This is a genomic window from Pedococcus sp. NPDC057267, assembly GCF_042668795.1.
GTDB lineage: Bacteria > Actinomycetota > Actinomycetes > Actinomycetales > Dermatophilaceae > Pedococcus.
This window is the reverse complement of the sequence record NZ_JBHUYG010000025.1, coordinates 20298-43364: the sequence shown is the minus strand read 5'-3', so window position 1 is coordinate 43364 and position 23067 is coordinate 20298. Positions and strand designations below refer to the sequence as shown.

24 protein-coding genes and 1 tRNA gene are annotated in these 23067 nt (G+C 73.6%); 13 read left to right on the top strand and 12 right to left on the bottom strand.

Features of this window, described 5'->3' with window-relative positions; translation table 11 throughout:
- The first annotated feature begins 74 nt into the window (after nucleotides 1–74).
- A complete protein-coding gene (obgE, locus tag ACFUC1_RS07860) occupies nucleotides 75–1604 on the top strand; it encodes a GTPase ObgE (RefSeq protein WP_379118360.1) in 1530 nt (509 codons plus the stop codon).
- Nucleotides 1601–2728, top strand: coding sequence for a glutamate 5-kinase (gene proB, locus ACFUC1_RS07855; RefSeq protein WP_379118358.1), 1128 nt, complete (start codon nucleotides 1601–1603; stop codon nucleotides 2726–2728). The genes obgE and proB overlap by 4 nt, the downstream gene beginning before the upstream one ends.
- Before the next feature lie 18 nt (nucleotides 2729–2746).
- Here proB and ACFUC1_RS07850 read toward each other — a convergent pair whose 3' ends face one another.
- Entirely contained in the window at nucleotides 2747–3217 is a 471-nt protein-coding gene (locus ACFUC1_RS07850; RefSeq protein ID WP_379118356.1) for a hypothetical protein, read from the bottom strand.
- 13 nt (nucleotides 3218–3230) lie between these two features.
- Nucleotides 3231–4082, bottom strand: a complete 852-nt coding sequence (gene pdxY, locus ACFUC1_RS07845; protein WP_379118354.1) for a pyridoxal kinase PdxY — start codon at nucleotides 4080–4082, stop codon at nucleotides 3231–3233.
- A 94-nt stretch (nucleotides 4083–4176) separates the two neighbouring features.
- On the opposite strand from pdxY, the gene ACFUC1_RS07840 reads away from it, so the two are divergent.
- Together ACFUC1_RS07840 and ACFUC1_RS07835 are read left to right on the top strand one after the other, a co-directional pair.
- Nucleotides 4177–5457: a glutamate-5-semialdehyde dehydrogenase gene (locus ACFUC1_RS07840; protein ID WP_379118352.1), complete on the top strand. Its 1281-nt coding sequence runs from the start codon at nucleotides 4177–4179 to the stop codon at nucleotides 5455–5457.
- 27 nt (nucleotides 5458–5484) lie between these two features.
- Nucleotides 5485–6180: a class I SAM-dependent methyltransferase gene (locus ACFUC1_RS07835; protein ID WP_379118350.1), complete on the top strand. Its 696-nt coding sequence runs from the start codon at nucleotides 5485–5487 to the stop codon at nucleotides 6178–6180.
- Here the strand turns inward: ACFUC1_RS07835 and ACFUC1_RS07830 are convergent.
- Nucleotides 6134–7237 (bottom strand): glycosyltransferase family 2 protein, encoded by a 1104-nt coding sequence (locus ACFUC1_RS07830; RefSeq protein ID WP_379118348.1) that lies wholly within the window; start codon nucleotides 7235–7237, stop codon nucleotides 6134–6136. The two genes, ACFUC1_RS07835 and ACFUC1_RS07830, sit on opposite strands and share 47 nt — an antisense overlap.
- Before the next feature lie 688 nt (nucleotides 7238–7925).
- Between ACFUC1_RS07830 and ACFUC1_RS07825 the strand changes: the two genes are divergently transcribed.
- The 5 genes from ACFUC1_RS07825 (at nucleotide 7926) to ACFUC1_RS07805 (ending at nucleotide 9885) form a co-directional block, all read left to right on the top strand.
- Nucleotides 7926–8123: a hypothetical protein gene (locus tag ACFUC1_RS07825; protein WP_379118346.1), complete on the top strand. Its 198-nt coding sequence runs from the start codon at nucleotides 7926–7928 to the stop codon at nucleotides 8121–8123.
- A gap of 2 nt (nucleotides 8124–8125) precedes the next feature.
- Complete coding sequence (nadD, locus tag ACFUC1_RS07820) at nucleotides 8126–8734, top strand: nicotinate-nucleotide adenylyltransferase (protein ID WP_379118344.1); 609 nt, start codon at nucleotides 8126–8128, stop codon at nucleotides 8732–8734.
- A 7-nt stretch (nucleotides 8735–8741) separates the two neighbouring features.
- Nucleotides 8742–9116 carry a ribosome silencing factor gene (gene rsfS, locus ACFUC1_RS07815; RefSeq protein WP_310155679.1) on the top strand — a complete coding sequence of 125 codons (375 nt, stop codon included), beginning with the start codon at nucleotides 8742–8744 and terminating at the stop codon, nucleotides 9114–9116.
- Nucleotides 9113–9736, top strand: a complete 624-nt coding sequence (locus tag ACFUC1_RS07810; protein ID WP_379118342.1) for a histidine phosphatase family protein — start codon at nucleotides 9113–9115, stop codon at nucleotides 9734–9736. Before rsfS ends, ACFUC1_RS07810 begins: the two co-directional genes overlap by 4 nt.
- Before the next feature lie 76 nt (nucleotides 9737–9812).
- Nucleotides 9813–9885 (top strand) — tRNA-Ala (locus ACFUC1_RS07805).
- 203 nt (nucleotides 9886–10088) lie between these two features.
- Here ACFUC1_RS07805 and ACFUC1_RS07800 read toward each other — a convergent pair.
- Entirely contained in the window at nucleotides 10089–10541 is a 453-nt protein-coding gene (locus ACFUC1_RS07800; RefSeq protein ID WP_379118340.1) for a GNAT family N-acetyltransferase, read from the bottom strand.
- A 76-nt stretch (nucleotides 10542–10617) separates the two neighbouring features.
- Between ACFUC1_RS07800 and ACFUC1_RS07795 the strand changes: the two genes are divergently transcribed.
- Nucleotides 10618–11496 carry a YqjF family protein gene (locus ACFUC1_RS07795; RefSeq protein WP_379118338.1) on the top strand — a complete coding sequence of 293 codons (879 nt, stop codon included), beginning with the start codon at nucleotides 10618–10620 and terminating at the stop codon, nucleotides 11494–11496.
- Between the two features lie 10 nt (nucleotides 11497–11506).
- Complete coding sequence (locus ACFUC1_RS07790; RefSeq protein ID WP_379118336.1) at nucleotides 11507–12220, top strand: SGNH/GDSL hydrolase family protein; 714 nt, start codon at nucleotides 11507–11509, stop codon at nucleotides 12218–12220.
- Nucleotides 12221–12223: 3 nt separating this feature from the next.
- Here the strand turns inward: ACFUC1_RS07790 and ACFUC1_RS07785 are convergent, their stop codons facing one another.
- The 3 genes from ACFUC1_RS07785 to gntA all read right to left on the bottom strand — a co-directional run bounded on the left by ACFUC1_RS07785 (nucleotide 12224) and on the right by gntA (nucleotide 14320).
- Nucleotides 12224–12862: a hypothetical protein gene (locus ACFUC1_RS07785; protein WP_379118335.1), complete on the bottom strand. Its 639-nt coding sequence runs from the start codon at nucleotides 12860–12862 to the stop codon at nucleotides 12224–12226.
- An 85-nt stretch (nucleotides 12863–12947) separates the two neighbouring features.
- Nucleotides 12948–13595: a DUF1989 domain-containing protein gene (locus ACFUC1_RS07780; RefSeq protein ID WP_379118333.1), complete on the bottom strand. Its 648-nt coding sequence runs from the start codon at nucleotides 13593–13595 to the stop codon at nucleotides 12948–12950.
- Nucleotides 13592–14320 (bottom strand): guanitoxin biosynthesis heme-dependent pre-guanitoxin N-hydroxylase GntA, encoded by a 729-nt coding sequence (gene gntA / locus ACFUC1_RS07775; RefSeq protein ID WP_379118331.1) that lies wholly within the window; start codon nucleotides 14318–14320, stop codon nucleotides 13592–13594. The genes ACFUC1_RS07780 and gntA overlap by 4 nt, the downstream gene beginning before the upstream one ends.
- A gap of 133 nt (nucleotides 14321–14453) precedes the next feature.
- Between gntA and ACFUC1_RS07770 the strand changes: the two genes are divergently transcribed.
- Nucleotides 14454–15008 (top strand): DUF4396 domain-containing protein, encoded by a 555-nt coding sequence (locus ACFUC1_RS07770; RefSeq protein ID WP_379118329.1) that lies wholly within the window; start codon nucleotides 14454–14456, stop codon nucleotides 15006–15008.
- Between the two features lie 102 nt (nucleotides 15009–15110).
- Here ACFUC1_RS07770 and ACFUC1_RS07765 read toward each other — a convergent pair whose 3' ends face one another.
- The 5 genes from ACFUC1_RS07765 to ACFUC1_RS07745 all read right to left on the bottom strand — a co-directional run bounded on the left by ACFUC1_RS07765 (nucleotide 15111) and on the right by ACFUC1_RS07745 (nucleotide 19800).
- The gene (locus ACFUC1_RS07765; RefSeq protein WP_379118328.1) at nucleotides 15111–15650 is read right to left on the bottom strand and encodes a hypothetical protein; all 540 of its coding nucleotides are present in this window, start codon (nucleotides 15648–15650) and stop codon (nucleotides 15111–15113) included.
- A gap of 79 nt (nucleotides 15651–15729) precedes the next feature.
- Nucleotides 15730–16575, bottom strand: a complete 846-nt coding sequence (locus tag ACFUC1_RS07760) for a glycosyltransferase family 2 protein (protein ID WP_379118326.1) — start codon at nucleotides 16573–16575, stop codon at nucleotides 15730–15732.
- Nucleotides 16572–17666 (bottom strand): glycosyltransferase, encoded by a 1095-nt coding sequence (locus tag ACFUC1_RS07755; protein ID WP_379118324.1) that lies wholly within the window; start codon nucleotides 17664–17666, stop codon nucleotides 16572–16574. The genes ACFUC1_RS07760 and ACFUC1_RS07755 overlap by 4 nt, the downstream gene beginning before the upstream one ends.
- Entirely contained in the window at nucleotides 17663–18727 is a 1065-nt protein-coding gene (locus tag ACFUC1_RS07750) for a glycosyltransferase family 4 protein (protein ID WP_379118322.1), read from the bottom strand. Before ACFUC1_RS07750 ends, ACFUC1_RS07755 begins: the two co-directional genes overlap by 4 nt.
- Nucleotides 18715–19800, bottom strand: coding sequence for a glycosyltransferase (locus ACFUC1_RS07745; RefSeq protein WP_379118319.1), 1086 nt, complete (start codon nucleotides 19798–19800; stop codon nucleotides 18715–18717). The genes ACFUC1_RS07750 and ACFUC1_RS07745 overlap by 13 nt, the downstream gene beginning before the upstream one ends.
- 342 nt (nucleotides 19801–20142) lie before the next feature.
- On the opposite strand from ACFUC1_RS07745, the gene leuS reads away from it, so the two are divergent.
- Nucleotides 20143–23040 carry a leucine--tRNA ligase gene (gene leuS, locus ACFUC1_RS07740; protein ID WP_379118317.1) on the top strand — a complete coding sequence of 966 codons (2898 nt, stop codon included), beginning with the start codon at nucleotides 20143–20145 and terminating at the stop codon, nucleotides 23038–23040.
- The last annotated feature ends 27 nt before the right edge of the window (nucleotides 23041–23067 follow it).

Sequence of the window (23067 nt, the reverse complement as noted above, 5' to 3'; positions counted from 1 at the left end):
ACACGGGCCCGCCCCCTCCGCACGTCCCCTCCTAGACTCGGCGGGGACGCCACCCCCACCAGAGAGAAGAAGCCATGACCACCTTCGTCGACCGCGTCGTCCTGCACGTGGCCGCCGGTGACGGTGGGCACGGCGTCGCCTCCGTGCGCCGCGAGAAGTTCAAGCCCCTCGGCGGGCCGGACGGCGGCAACGGTGGCCGCGGGGGAGACGTGGTGCTGCGGGTCGACCCGCAGGCCACCACGCTGCTCGACTACCACCACCACCCCCACCGCAAGGCCGACAACGGCCGTCCCGGTGCCGGTGACGAGCGCAACGGCGCCGACGGCGCCGACCTCGTGCTGCCCGTGCCGGAGGGCACGGTCGTCACCGACGGATCGGGCGAGGTGCTGGCCGACCTCGTCGGCCCCGACGCGTCGTTCGTCGTGGCCCGCGGCGGCCGTGGCGGACTGGGCAACAAGGCGCTGGCCTCGCCGCGGCGCAAGGCCCCCGGCTTCGCCCTGCTGGGCGAGCCCGGCGAGGTCCTCGACATCGTGCTCGAGCTCAAGTCGCTCGCCGACGTCGCACTCATCGGCTTCCCGTCCGCCGGCAAGTCCTCCCTCGTGTCGGTGCTGTCCGCCGCCCGGCCCAAGATCGCCGACTACCCGTTCACGACCCTGGTGCCCAACCTCGGCGTGGTTCAGGCGGGCGACCAGCGGTTCACCGTCGCCGACGTCCCGGGGCTGATCCCCGGCGCCAGCCAGGGCAAGGGCCTCGGCCTGGAGTTCCTGCGCCACGTCGAGCGCTGCTCGGTCCTCGTGCACGTGGTCGACTGCGCCACGCTGGAGCCGGGCCGCGACCCGATGACCGACCTCGACGTCATCGAGGAGGAGCTCGCCCAGTACGTCCCCGACCAGACCCTCGGCGGCCGGCCGCTGGCCGAGCGCACCCGAATCGTCGTGCTCAACAAGGCCGACGTGCCCGAGGCGCAGGAGCTCGCCGAGCTCGTGCGGCCCGACCTCGAGGCGCGAGGCCTGGAGGTGTTCGTCGTCTCCGCGGTGGCCCACACCGGCCTGCGCGAGCTGACCTTCGCGATGGCGCGGCACGTCGCCGCGGCGCGCAAGGAGGTCGAGGCGGCGGCCGCGGTGCCGCAGCGGATCGTCCTGCGCCCGAAGGCGGTCGACGACAGCGGCTTCCGCGTCGTGCGCGAGCAGACCGCCGACGGCGAGGTGTTCCGGATCGAGGGCGAGCGGCCCACGCGCTGGGTCCGCCAGACCGACTTCAGCAACGACGAGGCCGTCGGGTACCTCGCCGACCGGCTCGGCCGGCTCGGCGTCGAGGAGGCGCTGTTCAAGGCCGGGGCCGTCGCCGGTGCGACCGTGCTCATCGGCCCGGCCGACAACGCCGTCGTCTTCGACTGGGAGCCCACGATGGCGGCCGGCGCGGAGCTGCTCGGCGCCCGTGGCACCGACCTGCGCCTCGAGGAGGCCTCGCGCCCGACCCGTGGCGCCAAGCGCGAGGAGTATGCCGCGCGCAAGGCGGCGAAGTCCGCCGCCCGGGACGAGCTCGCGGCCGAGCGCCGGGCCGGCCACTGGGCGACTGCACGGGACGAGGACGACGAGGAATGAGCCGCGTCGACCACCGGCGCGCCGTGCCCGAGGCGCGCCGGCTCGTGGTCAAGATCGGCTCCTCCTCGCTGACCGACCCCTCGGGCGGCTCCCTCGACGAGGCGCGCCTCCTGGCGCTGGTCGACATCCTGGCCGCCCGTCGGCTGGCGGGGCAGCAGGTCGTCCTGGTCTCCTCGGGCGCGATCGCCGCGGGCATCGCGCCCCTGGGGCTGGCCCGCCGCCCCCGGGACCTCGCCACGCAGCAGGCGGCGGCGAGCGTGGGGCAGGGCGCCCTCGTCGCGGCATACCAGCGCGCCTTCGGTGCCCACGGGCTCACGGTCGGGCAGGTGCTCCTCACCGTCGACGACGTGACCCGGCGCACCCACTTCACCAACGCCAAGCGCACCCTCGACCGGCTGCTCGAGCTGGGCATCGTGCCCATCGTCAACGAGAACGACACGGTGGCCACCCAGGAGATCCGGTTCGGCGACAACGACCGGCTCGCGGCCCTGGTGGCCCACCTCGTCCAGGCCGACGGGCTGCTGCTGCTCACCGACGTCGACGCGCTCTACGACGGGCCGCCGAGCTCCCCTGGGGCCCAGCGCGTGCCCGCGGTCGTCGGCGGCCGCGGGCTGGAGGACCTCACCATCGGCGGCACCGGCTCCTCCGTCGGCAGCGGTGGGATGGTCACCAAGGTCGAGGCCGCCACGATCGCCAACGCCGCCGGCATCACGACGGTGCTGACCAGCGCGGCCCAGGCCGCTCACGCCCTCGCGGGAGAGGACGTCGGCACCGTGTTCGCCCCGGGTGGCGGCTCGCGGCACACCTCGCGCCGGCTCTGGCTCGCACACGCCACGACGCCCCGCGGCAGGCTGCTGCTCGACCCCGGCGCCGTCCGTGCGATCACCGAGCACCGCCGGTCGCTGCTACCCGCAGGCATCTCCGCCGTCGAGGGCACCTTCGTCGACGGCGACCCCGTCGACCTGTGCACGCTCGAGGGGGAGCCGGTGGCCCGCGGGTTGGTCAACTACACCTCCGCCGAGCTGCCGGGCATGCTGGGCCGCTCCACCCACGCCCTGGCCAAGGACCTGGGGCCGGGGTACGAGCGGGAGGTCGTCCACCGCGACGACCTCGTCGTGCTCTGAGCCGTCAGCTGGCGGTCGTCAGGGAGAGGTCGGCGTCGTCGGGCGCGGCTGCAGGACGATCTCGCCGGTCGCGCCGTCGACCACGGCTCGGCTGCCGAGCGGCTGGGCCAGCGTGACGGAGGTGGTGCGCACCTGGGCGATGGCGGGGCAGGCGACCTCCCCGGCCGGTGAGGCGTGCGGGTACTCGCGGACGCGGATGTACACCCGGTCGACGGTCTCGCTCGCCTGCGCCCGGTAGTCGGCGCCGCAGGGGCCCGGCCGGTCGGGGACGCCGCTGAAGGACACGACCACCTGCAGCCCCTGCACCCGGTAGGAGTCGAAGGGTCGGAGCCGGCTCGGCGCGTCCTGGGGCGGCGACCCACCGGAGCAGGCGGCGACGAGGGCCAGGACCGTGGTCGCGGCGGCGAGCAGCCCCCGGCGCCGGGTGGACCGGCCCGGCGCCGGGCGTCCGCCGGTGTCCGCGCGCGAGGGGCTGCGCCCTGGGGTCATGGCGGCCGCTGCCTCAGCGGACCTGCGTCACCTCGAACTGCAGGCGCGGGCTGGCGATCGCGTCCTGGGACTGCACGAGCTGCAGCTCGCGCTCGCCGGACTCCAGCGTCGTGCTGAGCAGGTCGAAGACGCTGCTCGCGGTCCGGGCCAGCGCGACGGCGGGGTCCCCGGTCTCGAGCAGGTGTGCGGTGAACAGGGCGGCCGTGACGTCGCCGGAGCCGTTGGCCTTCATCGGCAGCCGCGGCGTCTGGACGACCCAGGCCCCGCCGTCGGTGGCCGCCATCATCTCGATGGTGTCGGCCGGGGCGTCCGGGCGCTCGACGCTGGTGACCAGGACGGTCGAGGGCCCCATGTCCCGGGCGAGGTCGACCGACGCCAGGGTCTCCTCGAACGTCCGGGGCTCGGTCCCGGTGAGGAAGCCGAGCTCGAACTGGTTGGGCGTGATCAGGTCGGCCCGCGGCACGACCTTCTCGCGGAGCAGGACCGGGATGGCGGGGTGCACGAAGCAGCCGCTCCGGGCGTTGCCCATGACCGGGTCGCACGCGTAGATGGCGTCCGGGTTGGCCGCCTTGACCCGCTCGACCGCCTCGAGGATGACGTCCCCGATGTCCTCGCCGCCCTGGTAGCCCGACAGCACCGCGTCCACCGCCGGGAACGCGCCGCGCTCCTCGACCCCACGGATCACGGCGCGGACGTCGTCGGCCGGCAGCAGCGGTCCCCGCCACTCGCCGTAGCCGGTGTGGTTGGAGAAGTGCACGGTGTGCACGGGCCAGACCTCGACGCCGAGCCGCTGGAGCGGGAAGACGGCCGCGGAGTTGCCGACGTGGCCGTAGGCGACCGAGGACTGGATCGACAGGATGCTCACCCGAGCCATTCAACCAGCCGCCGGGGCGAGCCACCCCGTGCCCCGCATGCGGACGCCATCCTCCGGGGGCGGGCACCCGGCATACGCTGGGGGCATGGCCGAGATCGACCCCAGCGCCGTCGAGCAGGTGGCGACGGCTGCGCGCGCCGCCCGCGAGGCCTCGCGACGCCTCGCACTGCTCTCGCGCGCCGACAAGGACGCCGCGCTGCACGCGATGGCCGACGCACTCGAGGCTGCCGCGCCCGACGTCGTCGCGGCCAACGCGGAGGACCTGGCCCGCGGACGGGACGCCGGCATGGCGCAGGGCCTGCTCGACCGGCTCGCGCTCGACGAGCGCCGGGTCCACGGCGTCGCCCAGGCGCTGCGGGACGTCGCCGCCCTCCCGGACCCGGTGGGTGAGGTCGTGCGCGGGTCGACGCTCGCGAACGGGCTGCAGATCCGCCAGGTCCGGGTGCCCATGGGTGTCGTCGGCATGGTCTACGAGGCGCGCCCCAACGTCACGGTCGACGCGGCAGGCCTGGGGCTCAAGTCCGGCAACGCCGTGATCCTGCGGGGCGGCTCGGCGGCCGAGTCGACCAACCGGGCGCTGGTCGAGGTGATGCGTGCGACCCTGGAGGCCCGGGGCCTGCCCGCCGACGCCGTGACGCTGCTCGAGGGTGGGCGGGACGCCGTCCGGGCCCTGCTCACCGCCCGCGGACTCGTCGACCTCATCATCCCGCGTGGCGGCGCCGGACTGATCCAGACCGTCGTCACCGAGTCGACCGTGCCGGTGATCGAGACCGGCGTGGGCAACGTGCACGTGTACGTCGACGCGGCCGCCGACCTCGACAAGGCGCTCGCGATCACCGTTAACGCCAAGACCCACCGGCCCAGCGTCTGCAACGCCGCCGAGACCCTCCTCGTGCACGAGGCGGTGGCGGCAGACTTCCTGCCCAAGGTGCTGGCCGAGCTCGCCGGGGCCGGGGTGGCGCTGCACACCGACGCAGCCGCCGGCGCTGCGGCCGAGACCGCGGGCGTGCCCCACACCGACGCCACCGACGCGGACTGGGACACCGAGTACCTCGCGCTGGAGATGGCCGTCCGGGTCGTGCCGGACCTCGACGCCGCCATGGAGCACATCCGGGCGCACGGGTCGGGGCACACCGAGGCGATCGTGACCGAGGACCGCGCGGCGGCGCGGCGCTTCACGGCCGAGGTCGACGCGGCGGCGGTCATGGTGAACGCCTCCACGCGGTTCACCGACGGGGGAGAGTTCGGGTTCGGCGCCGAGATCGGCATCTCGACCCAGAAGCTGCACGCCCGCGGGCCGATGGCCCTCCCCGAGCTGACGACGACCAAGTGGATCGTCGAGGGCGACGGGCAGGTGCGGGCCTGAGCGCCGTCGATGGCAGGATGACCGGCCATGGAAGGCACTGAGGTCCGCAAGCTCGCGGCGCTCGAGGACACCCACTGGTGGTACCGCGAGCGGCGGCACCTGCTCGGTCGGATGATCGACGGCCTCACCCCCGGCCGGGCGCTGGACATCGGTGCGGCAGGGGGTGGCAACACCCGTGTCCTGCGGTCCGCCGGCTGGTCGGTCGCGGCCCTGGAGTACGGGGCGGAGGGTGCGCAGGTGGCGGCCGAGCGCGGACTCGCGGTGCTGCGGGCGGACGCCACGGCACTGCCGGTCGCCGACGCTGCGCTCGACCTCGTCGTCGCCTTCGACGTCCTCGAGCACATCCTCGACCACGACGCAGCGGTGCAGGAGGTGCACCGGGTCCTGGCCCCCGGGGGCCGCTTCCTCGTCGCGGTGCCGGCCGACCCCCACCTGTGGTCCGAGCACGACGTCGCCGTCGACCACGTGCGCCGGTACACCCGCACCACGCTGCGCGGGGTGCTGGAGCGCGGCGGCTTCGACGTCACGTCGATGACGTCGTGGAACGTCCTGCTGCGGCCCGTCGTGGCCCTGCGGCGGCGGACGGCGAGCGGGTCGGACCTCGAGGAGATCCACCCGGTGGTCAACGCCGGCCTGCGCGCGGTCGTCGCGGTCGAGCGGTTCCTGCCCGTGAAGGCTATGCCCGGGGTGACCCTGATGGTCGAGGCTCGTCGACGCGGCTGAGCGGGGCGTGCTCGTCTGCACGTGACACCGAGACGTGCTGGTCGGGCCCGGCGACCGAGCCGCGCTGGTGGTGGCCGGCGAGCGGGTCGGGCTGGTCGGTCCCGGGAAGCGGGCCGCGGCGGTCGGGACCGGTCAGGGAGTCGTAGGCGATGTGGTACGCCGGGCGGCCCTGGAGCTGGGCGTACATGCGGCCGACGTACTCGCCGAGGATCCCCACGCAGACCAGCTGCACGGCGCCCACACCCGCGACGGCGACCACGGTCGACGTCCAGCCGGGGACGGTCTGGCCGACGGCCATCGCCACGAGGGCGTAGGCCAGCAGGACGAAGGCGCCGAGGCCGCCGAGCAGGCCGAGCCAGGTCGCCGCGCGCAGGGGCGCGGTCGAGAAGCCGGTGACGCTGTCGAGCGAGAGCCGCACCATCTTCGACAGCGGGTACTTGGACCGCCCGGCTGCGCGCTCGTCGCGGCGGTAGGTGACCGAGGCCGAGGGGAAACCCAGCGCGGGCACCACGAACCGCAGGACCCGGTGGTGCTCGGGCAGGGCGTTGACCGCGTCGACGGTCGCGCGTGACATGAGGCGGTAGTCGCCCGCGTCGACCTGCGCGTGGGTGCCCGACAGGGCGCGGATCACGCGGTAGAAGGCCCGGGCGCTGAGCCGCTTGAAGGCCGAGTCGGTGGACCGGTCGCTGCGCACGCCGTAGACGACGTCCACGCCCTCGGACACGGCGAGGGCGAGCATCTCCGAGACCACCTCGGGCGGGTCCTGCAGGTCGGCGTCGAGGGTGACGACGTAGTCGCCGCGAGCGCTGGCCAGGCCGGCCGAGATGGCTGCCTGGTGGCCGGCGTTGGCGCGCAGCCGCACGATCCGCAGCTGGGGCCAGTCTCGCGCGATCCGCTGCAGGACCGCGGGGGAGAGGTCGGTGGAGCCGTCGTCGACGGTGAGCACCTCGTACGTCGTGCCGAGGCCGTCGGCCACCGGACGCAGGCGCTGCACGAGCAGCGGCAGGACGTCCTCCTCGTTGTACACGGGGACGACGATGCTCAAGGCGGGTGCCATGGCACACAGGGTACGGGGAGCCGGTGCGGCCGACGGCCGGTTGCCGGGGACACATGGCGAAGGCCCCTCGAAGTATGAGTTCGAGGGGCCTTCTTTCGGGGGTCCACGTCGCGCCGAGGCGCTCGCGGTACCTCCGTGGTGCGGCGTCGCGACCGGCGGACCGGTCGGGCGCTGTGCACCGGTCGATCGCCCACGGCCTGCCGGAGCGGGTCGGGTCCACTGCGACGGTGGCGCCTGCCGGGGGCCGGCGGGCCGGCCCACGTCGGGCGTTGCGATCTGGTCGGCGGGTCCGGAGTTCCTCCGTGGCGTCGCCCACGGACCCAGCACCCGAGGGAGCTGGGACCCCGTCCGGGCGGGCCCGGTCGGGGCGGTCCACCGTTATCCGGCCGACCTGTGCCCCTGCCGGCGGATCCTCGCGGGTTCCCCCGTTCCGACCCTCCGACCGGAGCGCGTGAGAGATTTGTAGTGGCGGGATGCCTTGCGCTGCAAGGGCTTTGGGAAAGCAATTCTCGTCCACCGGTTGCCCACACGGTTGTCCACACGAACCGGTGCGTACCGGGCGGGTTGTGCACATCCCTGTGCACACAATCGGTGGACAACGAGCAGGTACCTCCACCTTCCCCGCGCTCCACCCCGTGGTGCCGGTGCGGATCGGGGTCCGGCGCGCCCGACCGGTAGGCTTGCCCCCATGACGTCGTCTCTTTCGAACCTCCTCACGGCCGCCGAGGGGCACACTCGCGAGCTGCCCATGCCGCCCCAGGTGTTCGGGGCCATCGCGTTCGTCGGGTTCATGCTGCTGCTCGGGGTGCTGTGGTCCTTCCGCGGCACCGCCCAGAAGATCTCGGGGCAGCACCTGCCGCACGACCACAGCGGCGGCTCGCACTGACCATGCGCCTGGGTGTGATGGGTGGCACGTTCGACCCCATCCACCACGGGCACCTCGTGGCCGCGTCCGAGGTCCAGTCCCGCTTCGGCCTCGACGAGGTCGTGTTCGTGCCGACCGGGCAGCCGTGGCAGAAGGACGACCGCAAGGTCAGCGTCGCCGAGCACCGGTACCTCATGACCGTCGTCGCGACGGCCTCGAACCCCCGGTTCACCGTGAGCCGAGTCGACATCGACCGGCCCGGGCCGACGTACACCATCGACACCCTGCGAGACCTGCACGACGAGCGCCCCGAGGCCGAGCTGTTCTTCATCACCGGCGCAGACGCCCTGGCTCAGATCCTGTCGTGGAAGGACGCGGACGAGCTGTTCGAGCTCGCCCACTTCGTCGGCGTGACCCGGCCGGGGTACGTGCTCTCGGAGTCGGGGCTGCCGCGTGACCGCGTGACCCTGCAGGAGGTGCCCGCGATGGCGATCAGCTCCACCGACTGCCGGACGCGGGTCGAACGGTCCGAGCCCGTCTGGTACCTCGTGCCCGACGGCGTGGTCCAGTACATCAACAAATACCGCTTGTATGCCGCCAACCCGCGTCCCGCGGGCACGGCACGGACGTAGGAGAGCAGTGCCCGCCACCGACCGATCCCTCGAGCTCGCCAAGACCGCGGCCCTGGCCGCGGACGACAAGCTCGCCACCACCGTCGTCGGCCTCGACGTCAGCGAGCAGCTGGCGCTGACCGACGTCTTCGTCATCGTCTCCGGGTCCAGTGAGCGGCAGGTCGGCTCCATCGTCGACGAGGTCGAGGACAAGCTGCGCGAGCAGGGTGCCAAGCCCCTGCGCCGCGAGGGCGAGCGCGACGGCCGCTGGGTCCTGCTCGACTTCGGCGACATCGTCGTGCACGTCCAGCACGACGACGAGCGCGAGTTCTACGAGCTCGAGCGGCTCTGGAAGGACTGCCCCGAGGTCGACCTCGGCGTGCCGAAGCGCCGCGACGCGTGAGCCCTGCGAACCACGGCCGGCGGCGGGTGGTCGTCGTCCGCCACGGCGAGACCGACCACAACGCCGGTGGCGTGTGGCAGGGACAGCTCGACACCTCCCTGTCCGAGCGCGGCGTCGAGCAGGCACGGGCCGCGGGCGCCGCGCTCGCGGCATACCGGCCGACCCGGGTGGTCGCCTCGGACCTGGAGCGCGCGGCAGTCACGGCCCGGCACGTCGCCGACGCCTCCGGCCTCGAGGTCGCCCTGGACGCGCGTTGGCGCGAGATCCACGTCGGCCAGTGGCAGGGCATGCACACCTCCCGGGTGCGGGCGGAGTATGCCGAGCTGCTCGAGCAGATGGACCTCGAGGACGTGCGCCGTGGTGTCGACGGGGAGACGCTCGCGGAGGTCGGGGACCGGGCGGGCTCGGCGCTGCGCGAGCTGCTCGACGGGCTCGACGAGGGCGAGTGCGTCGTCGTCGTGGCGCACGGCGTCTCGAGCCGGGCGGCCGTCGCGGCGGTGCTCGGGATCGACCAGCACCTGGCCGCCCACGCCCTCGCGACGCTCGGGAACTGCCACTGGGCCGAGCTCGCGCAGAGCCGCACCGGGTGGTCGCTGACGGCGTGGAACGCCCACGCCTGAGCCGATTTGGATGCTCGCGCGAGCCGTGGGTAGACTTCCGCAGTCGCCTCCGGGGGACACCCACTCGGGGCAACTCGGGGCTGTGGCGCAGTTGGTAGCGCACTTCCATGGCATGGAAGGGGTCAGGGGTTCGAATCCCCTCAGCTCCACAACACAGAAGAAGGACCGGACACGCTTTTCGCCCGGTCCTTCTTCGCGTTGCGGGACGACACGGTGGGGATTCGGGAGGAGCCCCTCGGCGCGAAGCGCCCCCACGCGACGGCTCCCCTCAGCTCCACCGGCGAGACAGCGGCACGAGCCGCGTGAGCGGGGGCGCGAGCCGAGGGGGGCGAGCCGCGGGAGGGCGAGGGGGTCACCCCAGCGCGAGCCGGTACCCCAGCCAGGTCGAGCGCTCCGCGCCGGTCGCGTCGTACAGCCGCTGCGCGACGTCGTTGTCGGGCGCCGTCTCCCACGCCAGCGCGGTGCAGCCCCGCTCGCGCGCGGTCGAGGCACAGGCCTCCAGGAGGGCCCGTCCGACGCCCTCACCGCGGACGGCCTCGGTGACGAACAGGTCCTCCATCACGGCCAGCCGCGTGCCCGAGGTCGTGTCCCAGCTCCACAGGACCGTGGCGTACCCGACCAGGGTGCCGTCCTCGGTGCGGGCGAGCAGCTGGAGGCCATCGGGGGAGTCACCGCAGAAGGCCTCGGCCATCCGCAGCAGGTCCTCGTCGCGCGCCGGGGTGCGGTAGAAGGTGCTGTAGCCGCGCAGGAGGGGCAGCAGGCTGGGCAGGTCGGCGACGGTCGATCGCTGGATCGCGGTTCCCATGGTGGACGACGGTAGCGGCGCCTCGCGCCCGGGCGCTCCGTCTGCGGGCTCCGGCACTGTCAGGCAGGCTGCGGACATGACCTCCTCGTCCGTGCCGGCCCCCGCCCCGATGCCGGCGCAGGGGCCGCCGCTTCGCGGCAGGCCGCTCATGAGCCAGCTCTGGCGGGACATCACCTTCGTCCACTGGCGCGTCGACCCGGCCCGGCTCGAGCCGTTCCTCCCGGCGGGCGTGCAGCCCGACGTCCACGACGGCGCGGCGTGGGTGGGGCTCATCCCGTTCCGCATGGTCGACGCCGCGGTCGGGCGGGGGAGGCCCGTGCCGTGGCTGGGCACCTTCCTCGAGACCAACGTGCGCGTCTACTCGCGCGACGCGTCCGGCCGCCGTGGGGTGGTGTTCCTGTCGCTGGACGCGGAGCGCCTGCCCGTCGTCGCGGGCGCCCGTCTGGTCTTCGGGACGCCGTACCAGTGGGCCGGCATGCGCTCCTCCCCGCGGGTGGTGCCGGCCGACCCGGCGGGTACCGAGGTGGCATACAGCCTGCATCGGCACCGGGCGCCGTGGCGCGACGCCACCCGCGCCATCAGTGCCACACACGGTATTCGCGCCTCCCGCGCGGGCCGCGCCGGGAGCGGCTCGGCCGAGGGACGGGGCGCCCGGTCGGTCGAGCCGGCCGTCACGAGCTCGATGCGCGTCCGGGTCGGCGAACCCCTGGCCGAGCCCGGCGACCTCGAGCTCTTCCTCACCGCGCGGTTCGGGCTGCACACCACCGTGGCCCGGCGGACGCTGTGGGTCCCGAACACGCACGCACCGTGGCCCCTGCACCGGGCCGAGCTGCTGGCGCTGGACGACCGGTGCGTGGCGGCGGCCGGTCTGGACGGCGTCGTGTCGCACGCCCCCGACAGCGTGCTGTTCTCCCCGGGCGTCGAGACGACCTTCGGCTGGCCGGTGCGCGTGTGAGCATGGGCCGGTGAGCACCGCGTTCGAGTACGACAACCTGAGCCTGCGGCCCGCGGGCCCGTTCCTCACGGCGCTGTCGTGGGCCCTCCCCGGCGTGCGCGAGGTACGGGCCCAGACCGTGCCGTACGCCGCGTACTGGCGCGAGTCCAACGCCGCGGCGCTCGAGCAGGGTGGCCCGCTGTGGGTGGCCCTGGGCGACTCCATGACGCAGGGCATCGGGGCGAGCGCGCCGGACCGCGGCTACGTCGGGCAGCTGGGCGACCACCTGGCCGCGGCCGGTCGCCCGCACCGGGTCGTCAACCTCTCGGTGACCGGCGCCCGGGTGCACGACCTCGTGGTGCACCAGCTGCCGGCGCTCGAGGAGCTCGTCGCCCGCGGCCAGGTGCCGGACCTGCTCACGGTCGTGATCGGCTCGAACGACGTGGTCGCCCCACGGAACCGGGCAGGCCTGGCGGAGCGGTTCGAGGCCATGCTCGACCGGCTGCCGCGCGGAGCGGTCGTCGCCAACCTGCCGAACCCCCAGTCCGAGGCCCGGCGCGTCTGTGCGGTGCTGCGCGACCGCGCCGCCCGCGGGGAGCTCGTGGTCGCCGACATCCGGGCCCACGGCCCCCGGTCCTGGCGCGGGCGCCTGGCTGCGGACAAGTTCCACCCCAACGACGCCGGGTATGCCGGGATGGCGCACGTCTTCGACATCGCCCTCGGGCTGCCCGAGGGGCCTGCCTGAGGTTCAGTCGCCGTAGGTGTCGCGGACCGAGGAGTCCCACCTCCACGAGGTGCCGCGCGTCTCCTCCGTGCGCCCCGTGGCTGCCAGCAGGTCGTCCCACGGGTCGTCGGTGCGCCGGGCGTCCGGGAACACCCGGTTGAGGACGCGCTCGGCGATCCCGGCCTCGACCGCGAACGGGATGTCGTGGGCGGTCAGCACGTCCCACGCGTGGGCGGCCCCCTCCACGATGCCGATCGCCGCGAAGCCGGAGGCGTCGGGGTGGCCGGACGGGTGGAAGCCGACGTGCCCCTCGGGAGCCGTCGCCGTCACGGCGACGAGCAGCCCACCCGTCGCGTCGACCCCGCGCACAATGGCCGCGGTGCCGCCGGCCGGGTCGGGCCAGCAGAACATCGGTGGGCTGCCCTCGCGCCAGGGCGGCGGCTCGAGGAAGGGGACGTAGGTGTCGACGTGGACCTCCCTGCTCGAGAGGTTCATGGCGTAGAAGGCGAAGTCGTCCATCATGGGGGTCGCGGTGTCGCGGCAGTCCCAGTCGAGCTGGTGCGCCGGGCGCTCCCACCCGTCGTCGGGGATCCGGGCGAACCCGGCCATGATGCTGTCGACGACGGCGCGCAGGTCCGCCGGCGTGGAGACGTCTCGGCTCATAATGCGACCGTAGGCCCGGGGTCCGACGCCGCCCATGGGTTTGTGAACGGCACGCCCGGCAGCGGTGACAGCGTGGGAGCGCGGCTCAGTCGATGCGGTAGTCGATCGGCTTGCAGGTCCCGGCGTTGGACTTCTCGGCCGAGCAGGCCGTGAGCCCGACGTGCAGGTCCATCTCCGCACGCACCACGAACCGGTCGCCCGCGACCGACGTCGGCGGGTCGATGTGCAGCTCGCCGGACCGCTCGGACCACACGTTCATGAAGATGTTGAGCGTCGTCGAGACCTGGTCCGCCACGACGCCGAACGGCTCGAGGCCGGTCACGAGGTTCTCCAGGCAGCTCGGGTGGTAGGCGCCCTCGAACTCCGGGTACAGCAGGTCGAACGTCTGCTGGCTGCACGGCGTCAGCAGGATGTCGTGGTGCCCGCAGGTGTCCTCGACCACCGTGAGCATGGGCCGGCTGCGGTTGCTGTGCAGCACCGTCCCCGTCGTGACGGCGACCGAGTTCGCGTAGTCGATCGTCCGTCCCGTGGAGAACCACTCGGCGTGGTCCTCGGCACTGAAGCAGAAGAGGTCGCTCACCTGCTCCCCGGTGGGGTCGACGACGGTGAGCCGCTGGCCTGCGGACAGCACGAAGCCGGTGCCTGTCTGCGGCGACAGCCGGGTGAAGCCATCCGCAGGGCCGTCAGGCGTCTGCGTGGGGACCTGCCCCGTTCGGTCGTATGCCGTGCTCACGCCGTCGCCTCCTGGCCGCCGAGGGACGGGGGAGCCCAGTCCGTCGGAACGGCCCGCCCCGAGTACTGCGCGGCCTCGGAGCTGCGGCCGTGGTCGGCGACCATCGGGTTGAGCGTGCCCTGCAGGGCCAGGTCCCGCTTGCGGATGGTGTCGCGCATCCGCTCGTACGTGTCGGAGGCGCGCAGCTGCTCGAACTGCTCGTGCAGGTTGAAGACCAGGGTGGGCAGCGGGGCGCGTCGGGCGATCCGCGAGGCGTGCGGGTGCAGCCCGACCACGAAGTAGGCCGTCCCCGCCACGCTGAAGGCGAAGTGCGGGTCGTCGGGGTCGGAGGACACCTGGGGGTCCCACGGCTGGTCGTCGACCTCGTGGAGCAGCTCGAGCTGGCGCCACAGCAGCTGTTCGAAGTGCGCCTCGTCCCGCACATCCGTGGCCCGGAAGACAGCGAGCAGGGAGGCGAAGCCCTCGTCGAGGTCGGTGTCCGCCGCGAAGCGGGCGAGCCTGTCGTGCAGGGTCCTGGCGGCGGCCACGGTGCCGAGCTCGTCGAGCACCTCCAGGGCGGCCCGGCTGCGGTTGAACACCGACCGCGCCCCCAGGCAGGGGTACTCCGGGTGCAGCACCATCGTCCCGAGGGCCTCGGCCACCCGGTCGGGGTCGCTGGCGTGTCCCCCCTCGTGCACCTGTGCGAGGTCCTCGAGGACGGTGGGCAGGGGCGGCTCGTGGCTCACGGAGCTCCTCGGGGTCGGGGCGGGCGGACCGAGTCGTCCGCGAACTCCCTCCCTACCCACGGGTACTCCCCGCAAACGTGCATCCGTCACCCCCGGTCGGAATATACCCACGGGGGGTATAGTTGGGTAGGGCATGAACGTCATCGGAGAGCACCAGGACCACGACGGCCACCTCGGCCACCACGGCACCGACGCCCACGGTGCCCACGCCCACCACGCGCACGACGCCACAGCCACGGGACCCGGCGGCTCGCTGTGGAGGCAGGCTGTCAGCGCCACCCTCCACTGCCTCCTCGGGTGTGCGATCGGTGAGGTCCTCGGCATGGTGATCGGCACCGCGCTGGGCCTGCACAACCTCGGGACCGTGGTCCTGTCGATCGCACTCGCCTTCGTGTTCGGCTACTCGCTGGCAATGCGCCCCATCCTCAAGGCGGGGCTGACCCTGGCGGCGGCGCTGCCGGTCGCGCTGGCGTCCGACACCGTGTCCATCGCCACCATGGAGCTCGTCGACAACGGGCTCATGCTGGTGATCCCCGGCGCCATGGACGCGGGCCTGTCCAGCGCGCTCTTCTGGGGCTCGCTCGTCCTGTCGCTGGCGATCGCCTTCACCCTGACCGTCCCCGTCAACCGGTGGCTGCTGGCGCGCGGCCGCGGCCACGCCGTGGTGCACCAGTACCACCAGCACTGAGCCCAGGCCGGGCCATGGTCTCGCCGGCACCCCACGGGGTCCGTCGGCGGGACCGTGGGCCCTGTCTGTGGCGCCGGGCGCCGTCCGCGGCGCTGGGCGCCGTCAGCGGTCCGAGGAAGTCTTCGTGGGCCTCGCCTCGGTGAGCGCGTCGAGGTCGGCCAGCGCACCCGCGATGAGCACCAGACCGACCGACATGGCGCCCCGCCAGGCGATGGCGGAGGGCGAGGTCCCCGACGGCACCGCGGGCGTCAGCGCCGTCGTCACGAGCACCAGCCAGCCGCCGACCGCCATCAGCACACCCGGCAGCGGCGGGAAGACCCGGCCGCGCACGACCGACAGCCCGAACAGGGCGAGCCCTGCCGGCGCCCACCCCGGGTTGCCGGCGAAGCCCAGGAGCAGCACCGCCAGGGCGGCCCAGCCGAGCCACGCGGCCGGCGAGTCGGCCTGCCGCAGCTGGTACCCGACCAGGGCACTGCCGACGAGTCCCGCCGCGAGCAGTCCGGTGAGGCCCAGCAGCGCCGGCGGGAGGGGTGCCTGCACGGCGCCGAACATCCACCACGCGAACAGCACCAGGCCCCCTGCGTCCCCCGCGACCGGACCGACGCGCTCGAGGGTCCCCGCCATGCCCGTCGTCTGCGCCATGGGCCGAACGTACGACCTCCAGGTCGACCTCGCATCGTCCGATTGACGCAGGCGCGCGCCGGGACCGTGACCCACCGGGTCAGCCGGTCACGACCCACCGCCCGGCGTCCGTGTCGAGCCGGGCGAGGCCGCGACGGTGCAGCTCGGCCAGCCACCCCTCCATCGGGAACCAGCCCCACCGCTCGTGGAAGACGTTGGCGTTCCTCACGATCGAGCGACGGTGGCGCAGCGGCGGGCTCTCCTGCCCGTGGTGCTGGTGGTACGCCGCCGCGCCCCCGACCCAGAGCATCGAGCCGCCGGACTCGCGGATCCGCTGCCCGAAGTCGGTGTCCTCGCCGCCGTAACCGACGTACTGCTCGTCGAAGCCCCCCAGGTCGCGCCAGCCCGACGCGGTGACCGCGAACGACAGCGACCAGAACAGTCGGACGTCCTGCGCGACCTGTGTCGTCCCCGGCGCGGGCGCGGGACGCGCCGGGTGCGGCTCCGCGGTCGCGGCGAGCGAGGGCACGCGGTATGCCGCGGGGTGCCCGACAGGGGGCAGGTAGGCGACCTCCCCGCACGCCACCACGGGCGCCGTCCCGGCACCGCCGAGCACCTGTGCGTAGCGGGCCACGGTGTCCGGACCGGGGATGCAGTCCACGTCGAGGAACACGAGGACCTCGGCGCCGAGGTCCATGGCAGCCGCCGCCCCGGCGTTGCGGGCAGCGGACAGGGGGAGCTCGCCACCCCCGGTGAGGGGCACGGGGACGGTCGTCGCCCCGGGGTGGAGCTCGCGAGCGACCCCCTCGACCGTGGGGTCGCCCATGGCGACGACCACGTAGGCGTCGGGTGCCAGAGTCTGCCGCGACAGCCCCCAGCCCTGCCCCCGGAGGTGCTCGTGCCGGCCGTGGGCGATGGTGACCACGGCGGTGCGCGGGGCGCTCACGCCGGCACCCGTGCGGACAGCCCCACCTGCGACAGGAGGGTGGCTGCCCGGGCGGCACCGTCGCCGCCGCTCCAGCGGGACCAGCCGGCACCGCCGGTCGTGAGGGCCCGCTCCAGCAGCTCCGGCCACTCGTGCGGATGCGGCCAGCTCGTCCGGCCCACGGCCAGGCCGAGCTCCTCGACGCACTCGGCCGTGGCGACCTGCTCGTCGTGGGGACGCGGCTGGGCGACCACCACCGCGGGCCGCCGTGCGGCCGCGACCTCGGCCACCGCGTTCTGGCCGGCGTGCGTCACCACGACGTCGGCGCGCAGCAGCTCGTCCCACAGCCCGGTCGACGCGTGCGCGCCCGGCGACCGCTCCAGCCAGGTCCAGCCGGGTGTCGCCGCACGGGCGGCAGCCACCTGTGCCGAGGTCGTGCCCCGGCCGCCCGCACCCCAGAGGAGCAGGACGGTCGGTCCAGGGGTGCCGCCGCCGGAGGCTGTCCCGGACGGTCCAACCAAGGCCGGGGAGCCGGTCCGCGGGATCGTCGGGCGCGCGCCGGAGGGCGCCGCAGCGGCTGGCCGCAACCGGGCGTCGAAGCGCGAGATGCCGCCGACACAGCGGGTCTTCGCCACCCACTCGGGTGGCCAGGACCGCTCGTGCGTCCCCGCCGGCCACGGGGCCAGCAGGGCCTCGGCGGTGTCGTACGCCAGGCGGTGCGCCCGGTCCTCACGGCGCCCCGGGAGGGCCACGACCACCGTCGGGACGCCGGCCAGCCGGGCCAGCAGCGCCACCTCGACCGACACGTCGACCACCAGCAGGCGCGGCCGGTGCCGGGCGGCCCAGGACACGACCTGCTGCGCCCGCCGCGCCAGCCCGGCGTGACCGCGCGGGGCCCAGTGGAGCGCTCCCTGGGCAGTCACGTCGGCATCCCCGTCGAGGGGATCGCCGGCCGTGTCGTCGTCACGGGCCAGCTCGGTCCACCCCGAGCTCCACCCCGACGGGCGAGGAGCCGAGCTGAGCCCCCACACGGGCTCGTCCAGGGCCGCGGCGACGGCCTGCATCCGGGTCACGTGGCCGGCACCCTGGTGGTGGGCGTAGTAGCCGATCACGCGGCCTGCCCGACCCGTGTCATGTCCTCGTAGCGCTCCAGGTAGGCGTCGACCATCGTGTCGAGCGAGCAGTGCCGCACCGCGTGGTCACGGCATCCCGCGCGATCCAGCAGGACCGCCTGGTCGAGCGCGGAGACCGCTGCGTCCACGTCGCCCGGGCCGACGAGGACGCCCGTGCCCGGGACGACGAACTCGCCCAGGCCGCCCCGGCGGTACCCGACCACGGGCGTGCCGCACGCCAGCGACTCGGCCGCGACCAGGCCGTACGGCTCGTCCCAGGCAGGCGTCACCAGCGTCGCCGCACTCGCTCCCACGAGGTCGCGCAGCTGGCGCACGCCGAGGTGCCCGACGTACTCGGCGTCCGGGCCCAGCAACGGCTCGACGACGTCGCTGACGTAGTCGCGGTCCCCGACGGGACCGGCCAGTCGCAGCCTGCGCCCGCTCGCCGCGGCGATGGCGATGGCCTCGTGGGGGGCCTTCTCGGGCACCAGCCGGCCGAACCACACGAGGTCGGTCCCACCCGGGCCGGGGGTCCACGTGGCGGTGTCGACGCCGTTGTGCACGACCTCCGCTGCGGTGACGTGGCGCCACTGCGCCGCGGTGTGGGCGCTCACGGCGACGAACCGGGCGCGCGACTGGTCCATGAGGGAGATCGCGGGCTCGAGCCACGGGGTCGGCGGGGTGTGCAGGGTCGTCAGCATCGGCGCGCTGCACGCCTGGGCGAGTGAGATGGGCACGAAGTGCAGGCTGTTGTTGTGGATGACGTCGATGTCGCCGCGCGAACGCAGCTCGAGCATCACCTGCAGGTAGGCGTGGTGCTCCCGCAGCCACGGCTCCGGCGGCATGGCGACGTCGGCCCGCGCGGCGTCGCTGAGCCGCAGTGGCGTCACCATGAGCTCGCGGGCGTCGAGGAGCGGGTCGCTGCCGGGCCCGGCGAACACGGTGACGTCCACGCCGCGGCGTCGCAGGCCCCGCACCAGCGTCCAGGTCAGCGACTCCAGGCCCCCGGCGAAGGGCTGGCGCAGGGGGTGGCGGGCGGCGGCGAGGATCACGACGTGCATGCGCGCCTCCGGCCCAGGACACCCTCGTAGACCTCGTGGTGCACCGCGGCGACCCGCTCCCGCTCCGCCCGGCGCCCCATCGCGGTCGCCCGTGGGGCCGGGCGGCCCTCCTGCCACCCACGGTGCGCCTCGCGCAGCGCCGCCACCAGGGACGGCACGCGCTCGGCGCCGTCCGCGGCATACGTCAGGCAGGGGCGTTGCTGGGCGTAGAAGCCGCAGTCGGGGGCGGCGACCCACGTGCCGAGGTCGTGGCAGGCCTCGAGCCAGCCGGAGTGGGTGCCGAACCGGTACGGCAGGACGGACACGTCCAGGCCCTGCAGGTACGCCCAGAGCTCGTCGTCGGTGAAGTAGTCGTGCACGCGGAGGTCGACCAGCCCCTCGTCCGCCAGCGCGGTGAGGTGGCCCGCGAGCGCGGAGTCGTGCCGGGCGAAGCCCTCGGTCATGACGTCGGTGTGCGCATCGACGCGCAGCACGGCGCCGGGCAGGTCCGCGAGGGCGTCGACGATGCCGTGGACGAGCGCGAGCGGCTCCATGTTCGCCCGCAGGCTCTTGGCGTGCAGCCCGACGACGAACCGGTCACGCGTGGGACGCGGTCGCGCGAGCCACTCCGACGGGACGACGTGCGGGTGAGGGACCACGGTGGCCGTCCGTCCCCAGCGCTGCTCGATGACGGCGGCAGCGCCGGGGGTCAGCGTGAGGACGGCGTCGGCGGCAGCGACGAGCACGTCGAGCTGGGCGTCGTGGGCCTCGGCGGTGGGGTGGTGGGGGTTGCGCAGGTCGTGCACGGTCAGCACGAGCGGCTTGTCGTGCTGGCGCAGCGCGACCGCGAGCGCCCCGAGGTCCTCCGGCGACACGGCGTCGAACCCGAAGTGGACGTGCATGAGGTCGAACTCGGACGCGTGGCCGTGCACCCACGCGCTGGTGAGCATCCGCGGCGGCCACCAGGGCGAGTCGGGGGAGGCACCCGACGGGGGATCGGGTAGCCGGACCACGACTGCCGGGGACGGCGGCGGCGGCGCGAGGTGCCGGACGTAGACGTGGCCGGACGGGACGGACGCGACGAGGATGCTCACAGCTGACCTTCGAGAGGGGGGTCGGGCACGGCTGCACCCGACCAAAGGGGCAGCAGGCAGGTGGCTCGACCGGCTGTGGACTTCTGTTTGCCAACCTAACCCGGATCACCGACAGTCGCCCGGGCGGCTGCGGCTGATGGCCCGCGAGGTGCTGCGCTAACCTGTTCCCGTGGCACGGTTCCTGCTCCTTACCTAGCCGCGACGACGAACCGACCGGACGTCGACGCGGCCAGCCCCTCCTGCGCGAGGGGCTTCGTTGTGTGCGGGCAAGACAGGGCGCGGACCCGCACGCGGGACGGACCGTCGGGAGCAGGCCCGACCAGACGAGACGACGAGGATGAGATGAGCGAGACGCCGCACCGGTACACCGCAGAGCTGGCCGACCGGATCGAGGTCGCCTGGCAGGACCGCTGGGAGCAGGAGGGCACCTTCCACGCCCCGAACCCGGCCGGTCCGTGGGCCGAGCCCGAGAAGGTCGGCGACCGCGAGAAGCTGCTCGTGCTCGACATGTTCCCGTACCCCTCCGGGGCCGGGCTGCACATCGGGCACCCGCTGGGCTACATCGCGACCGACGTGTTCGCGCGCTACCACCGGATGACCGGCAAGAACGTCCTGCACTGCCTGGGCTACGACGCGTTCGGCCTGCCGGCGGAGCAGTACGCCGTCCAGACGGGGCAGCACCCGCGCAAGACGACCGAGGAGAACATGGTCGTCATGAAGCGCCAGCTGCGGCGGCTGGGCCTGGCGCACGACGACCGGCGCGCGATCGCCACCATCGACCCCGGGTACTACAAGTGGACCCAGTGGATCTTCACCCAGATCTGGGACGCCTGGTACGACGTCGACGCGGTGCGTGAGGACGGCGGTCGGGGCAAGGCCCGTCCCATCCGCGAGCTGGTGGCGCAGTTCGAGAACGGGGAGCGCCCGACGTCGGACGGCCGGGACTGGTCCGCGCTGTCCGCGGCCGAGCGCGCCGAGGTGCTCGACGGCTTCCGCCTGGCGTACTCCTCGCAGGCGCCGGTCAACTGGGCTCCCGGCCTGGGCACCGTGCTCTCGAACGAGGAGGTCACCAACGACGGCCGGTCCGAGCGCGGCAACTTCCCGGTCTTCAAGACCAACCTGCGCCAGTGGATGATGCGGATCACCGCGTATGCCGACCGGCTGGCCGACGACCTCGACCGCGTGGACTGGCCCGAGAAGGTCAAGCTCATGCAGCGCAACTGGATCGGGCGCAGCCAGGGCGCTCGCGTGCGCTTCCCCGTCGTGGGCCACGAGGCCACGATCGAGGTCTTCACCACCCGCCCGGACACGCTGTTCGGTGCCACCTTCATGGTGCTGGCCCCCGAGCACCCGCTGTTGGAATCCATTGTCGCGCAAGGCGACTGGCCCGAGGGTGTCAACCCGGCCTGGACCGGTGGCGAGGCCACCCCGGCGGCCGCGGTCGCGGCATACCAGCGGGCGGCGTCCCGCAAGTCCGAGGTGGAGCGGCAGACCGAGGGCAAGGACAAGACGGGTGTCTTCACCGGCGCCTGGGCCACGAACCCGGTCAACGGCGAGCGGATCCCCGTCTTCGTCGCCGACTACGTCCTCATGGGCTACGGCACCGGCGCGATCATGGCCGTGCCCGCGCAGGACACGCGCGACTGGGAGTACGCCGAGAAGTTCGGGCTGCCGATCGTGCGCACCGTGCAGCCGAGCGAGGGCCACGACGAGTCGACGGCGTTCACGGGTGACGGGCCTGCGGTCAACTCTGCCAACGACGAGATCTCCCTGAACGGCATGGGTGTCACCGAGGCCAAGGCCGCGATCGTCGACTGGCTGGTGGCCAAGGGCTACGGCGAGGCCACCGTCAACTACAAGCTCCGCGACTGGCTGTTCAGCCGGCAGCGGTACTGGGGCGAGCCGTTCCCGATCCTGTTCGACGAGGACGGGGTCGCGCACGCGGTGCCCGAGTCGATGCTGCCGGTCGAGCTGCCGGACGTCCCGGACTACTCGCCCAAGACGTTCGACCCCGACGACGACTCCTCGAGCCCCGAGGCGCCGTTGTCGCGCGCGACCGAGTGGGTCGAGGTGGAGCTCGACCTCGGCGACGGCGCGGGCGTGCGCAAGTACCGCCGCGAGACCAACACCATGCCCAACTGGGCGGGGTCGTGCTGGTACTACCTGCGCTACCTCGACCCGGCCAACGACGAGGCGTTCGTCGACCCGGAGAACGAGCGCTACTGGATGGGCAAGCACGCCTCCCCGGTCGAGGGTGCGCCCGACGGTGTCACCGACCCCGGTGGTGTCGACCTGTACATCGGCGGCGTCGAGCACGCCGTGCTGCACCTGCTGTACGCGCGGTTCTGGCACAAGGTGCTGTTCGACCTCGGCCACGTCAGCAGCGAGGAGCCGTTCCGGAAGTACTTCTCCCAGGGGTACATCCAGGCCTTCGCCTACCGCGACGGCCGCGGGCAGCCGGTCCCGGCGAACGAGGTCGAGGAGGTCGAGGGCAGCGACGCCCAGGACCCGCAGTTCACGTGGCAGGGCCAGCCCGTCACGCGCGAGTACGGCAAGATCGGCAAGTCGCTGAAGAACGTCGTCAGCCCGGACGAGATGTACGACGCGTACGGCGCCGACACCCTGCGCGTGTACGAGATGTCGATGGGCCCGCTGGAGCTGTCCAAGCCGTGGGAGACCCGCGCGGTGGTCGGCGCCCAGCGGTTCCTGCAGCGCCTGTGGCGCAACGTGGTCGACGAGGAGACCGGCGAGGTTCGGGTCGTCGACCAGCCCCTCGACCCGGACACGCTGCGCACCATGCACCGGACCATCGACGCGGTGTCGAAGGACTACCCGTCGCTCGGGTTCAACACCGCCATCGCGCGGCTCATCGAGCTCAACAACGCGCTCACCAAGCTCGACGCCGTGCCCCGCGAGGCGGCCGAGACCATCGTCAAGATGGTCGCGCCGATCGCCCCGCACATCGCCGAGGAGCTGTGGAAGCGGCTGGGTCACGAGGAGACGATCACGTACGAGCCGTTCCCGGTGGCCGACCCCGCGCTGCTCGTCGAGGACACCGTGACCTGCGTCGTGCAGATCAAGGGCAAGGTGCGCGACCGGCTCGAGGTTCCGGCCGACATCAGCGAGGACGCGCTGCGCGAGCAGGTGCTGGCCCTGCCCAAGGTCGTCGCGGCGACCGAGGGGGGCATCCGCACTGTCATCGTGCGGGCGCCCAAGCTGGTCAACGTCGTCCCCGTCTGATCGCCGGCGGTGGCGTGTCCCGCCCTG

What these genes read in the sequence shown, in the direction of transcription:
- ACFUC1_RS07830 (WP_379118348.1), bottom strand. Translation starts at nt 7,237, where the DNA reads ATGGCACCCGCCTTGAGCATCGTCGTCCCCGTGTACAACGAGGAGGAC.
- leuS (WP_379118317.1), top strand. Translation starts at nt 20,143, where the DNA reads ATGAGCGAGACGCCGCACCGGTACACCGCAGAGCTGGCCGACCGGATC.
- ACFUC1_RS07750 (WP_379118322.1), bottom strand. Translation starts at nt 18,727, where the DNA reads ATGCACGTCGTGATCCTCGCCGCCGCCCGCCACCCCCTGCGCCAGCCC.
- ACFUC1_RS07800 (WP_379118340.1), bottom strand. Translation starts at nt 10,541, where the DNA reads ATGGGAACCGCGATCCAGCGATCGACCGTCGCCGACCTGCCCAGCCTG.
- ACFUC1_RS07770 (WP_379118329.1), top strand. Translation starts at nt 14,454, where the DNA reads ATGAACGTCATCGGAGAGCACCAGGACCACGACGGCCACCTCGGCCAC.
- ACFUC1_RS07825 (WP_379118346.1), top strand. Translation starts at nt 7,926, where the DNA reads ATGACGTCGTCTCTTTCGAACCTCCTCACGGCCGCCGAGGGGCACACT.
- ACFUC1_RS07765 (WP_379118328.1), bottom strand. Translation starts at nt 15,650, where the DNA reads ATGGCGCAGACGACGGGCATGGCGGGGACCCTCGAGCGCGTCGGTCCG.
- ACFUC1_RS07840 (WP_379118352.1), top strand. Translation starts at nt 4,177, where the DNA reads ATGGCCGAGATCGACCCCAGCGCCGTCGAGCAGGTGGCGACGGCTGCG.
- ACFUC1_RS07785 (WP_379118335.1), bottom strand. Translation starts at nt 12,862, where the DNA reads ATGAGCCGAGACGTCTCCACGCCGGCGGACCTGCGCGCCGTCGTCGAC.
- ACFUC1_RS07835 (WP_379118350.1), top strand. Translation starts at nt 5,485, where the DNA reads ATGGAAGGCACTGAGGTCCGCAAGCTCGCGGCGCTCGAGGACACCCAC.
- nadD (WP_379118344.1), top strand. Translation starts at nt 8,126, where the DNA reads ATGCGCCTGGGTGTGATGGGTGGCACGTTCGACCCCATCCACCACGGG.
- ACFUC1_RS07795 (WP_379118338.1), top strand. Translation starts at nt 10,618, where the DNA reads ATGACCTCCTCGTCCGTGCCGGCCCCCGCCCCGATGCCGGCGCAGGGG.
- obgE (WP_379118360.1), top strand. Translation starts at nt 75, where the DNA reads ATGACCACCTTCGTCGACCGCGTCGTCCTGCACGTGGCCGCCGGTGAC.
- proB (WP_379118358.1), top strand. Translation starts at nt 1,601, where the DNA reads ATGAGCCGCGTCGACCACCGGCGCGCCGTGCCCGAGGCGCGCCGGCTC.
- ACFUC1_RS07850 (WP_379118356.1), bottom strand. Translation starts at nt 3,217, where the DNA reads ATGACCCCAGGGCGCAGCCCCTCGCGCGCGGACACCGGCGGACGCCCG.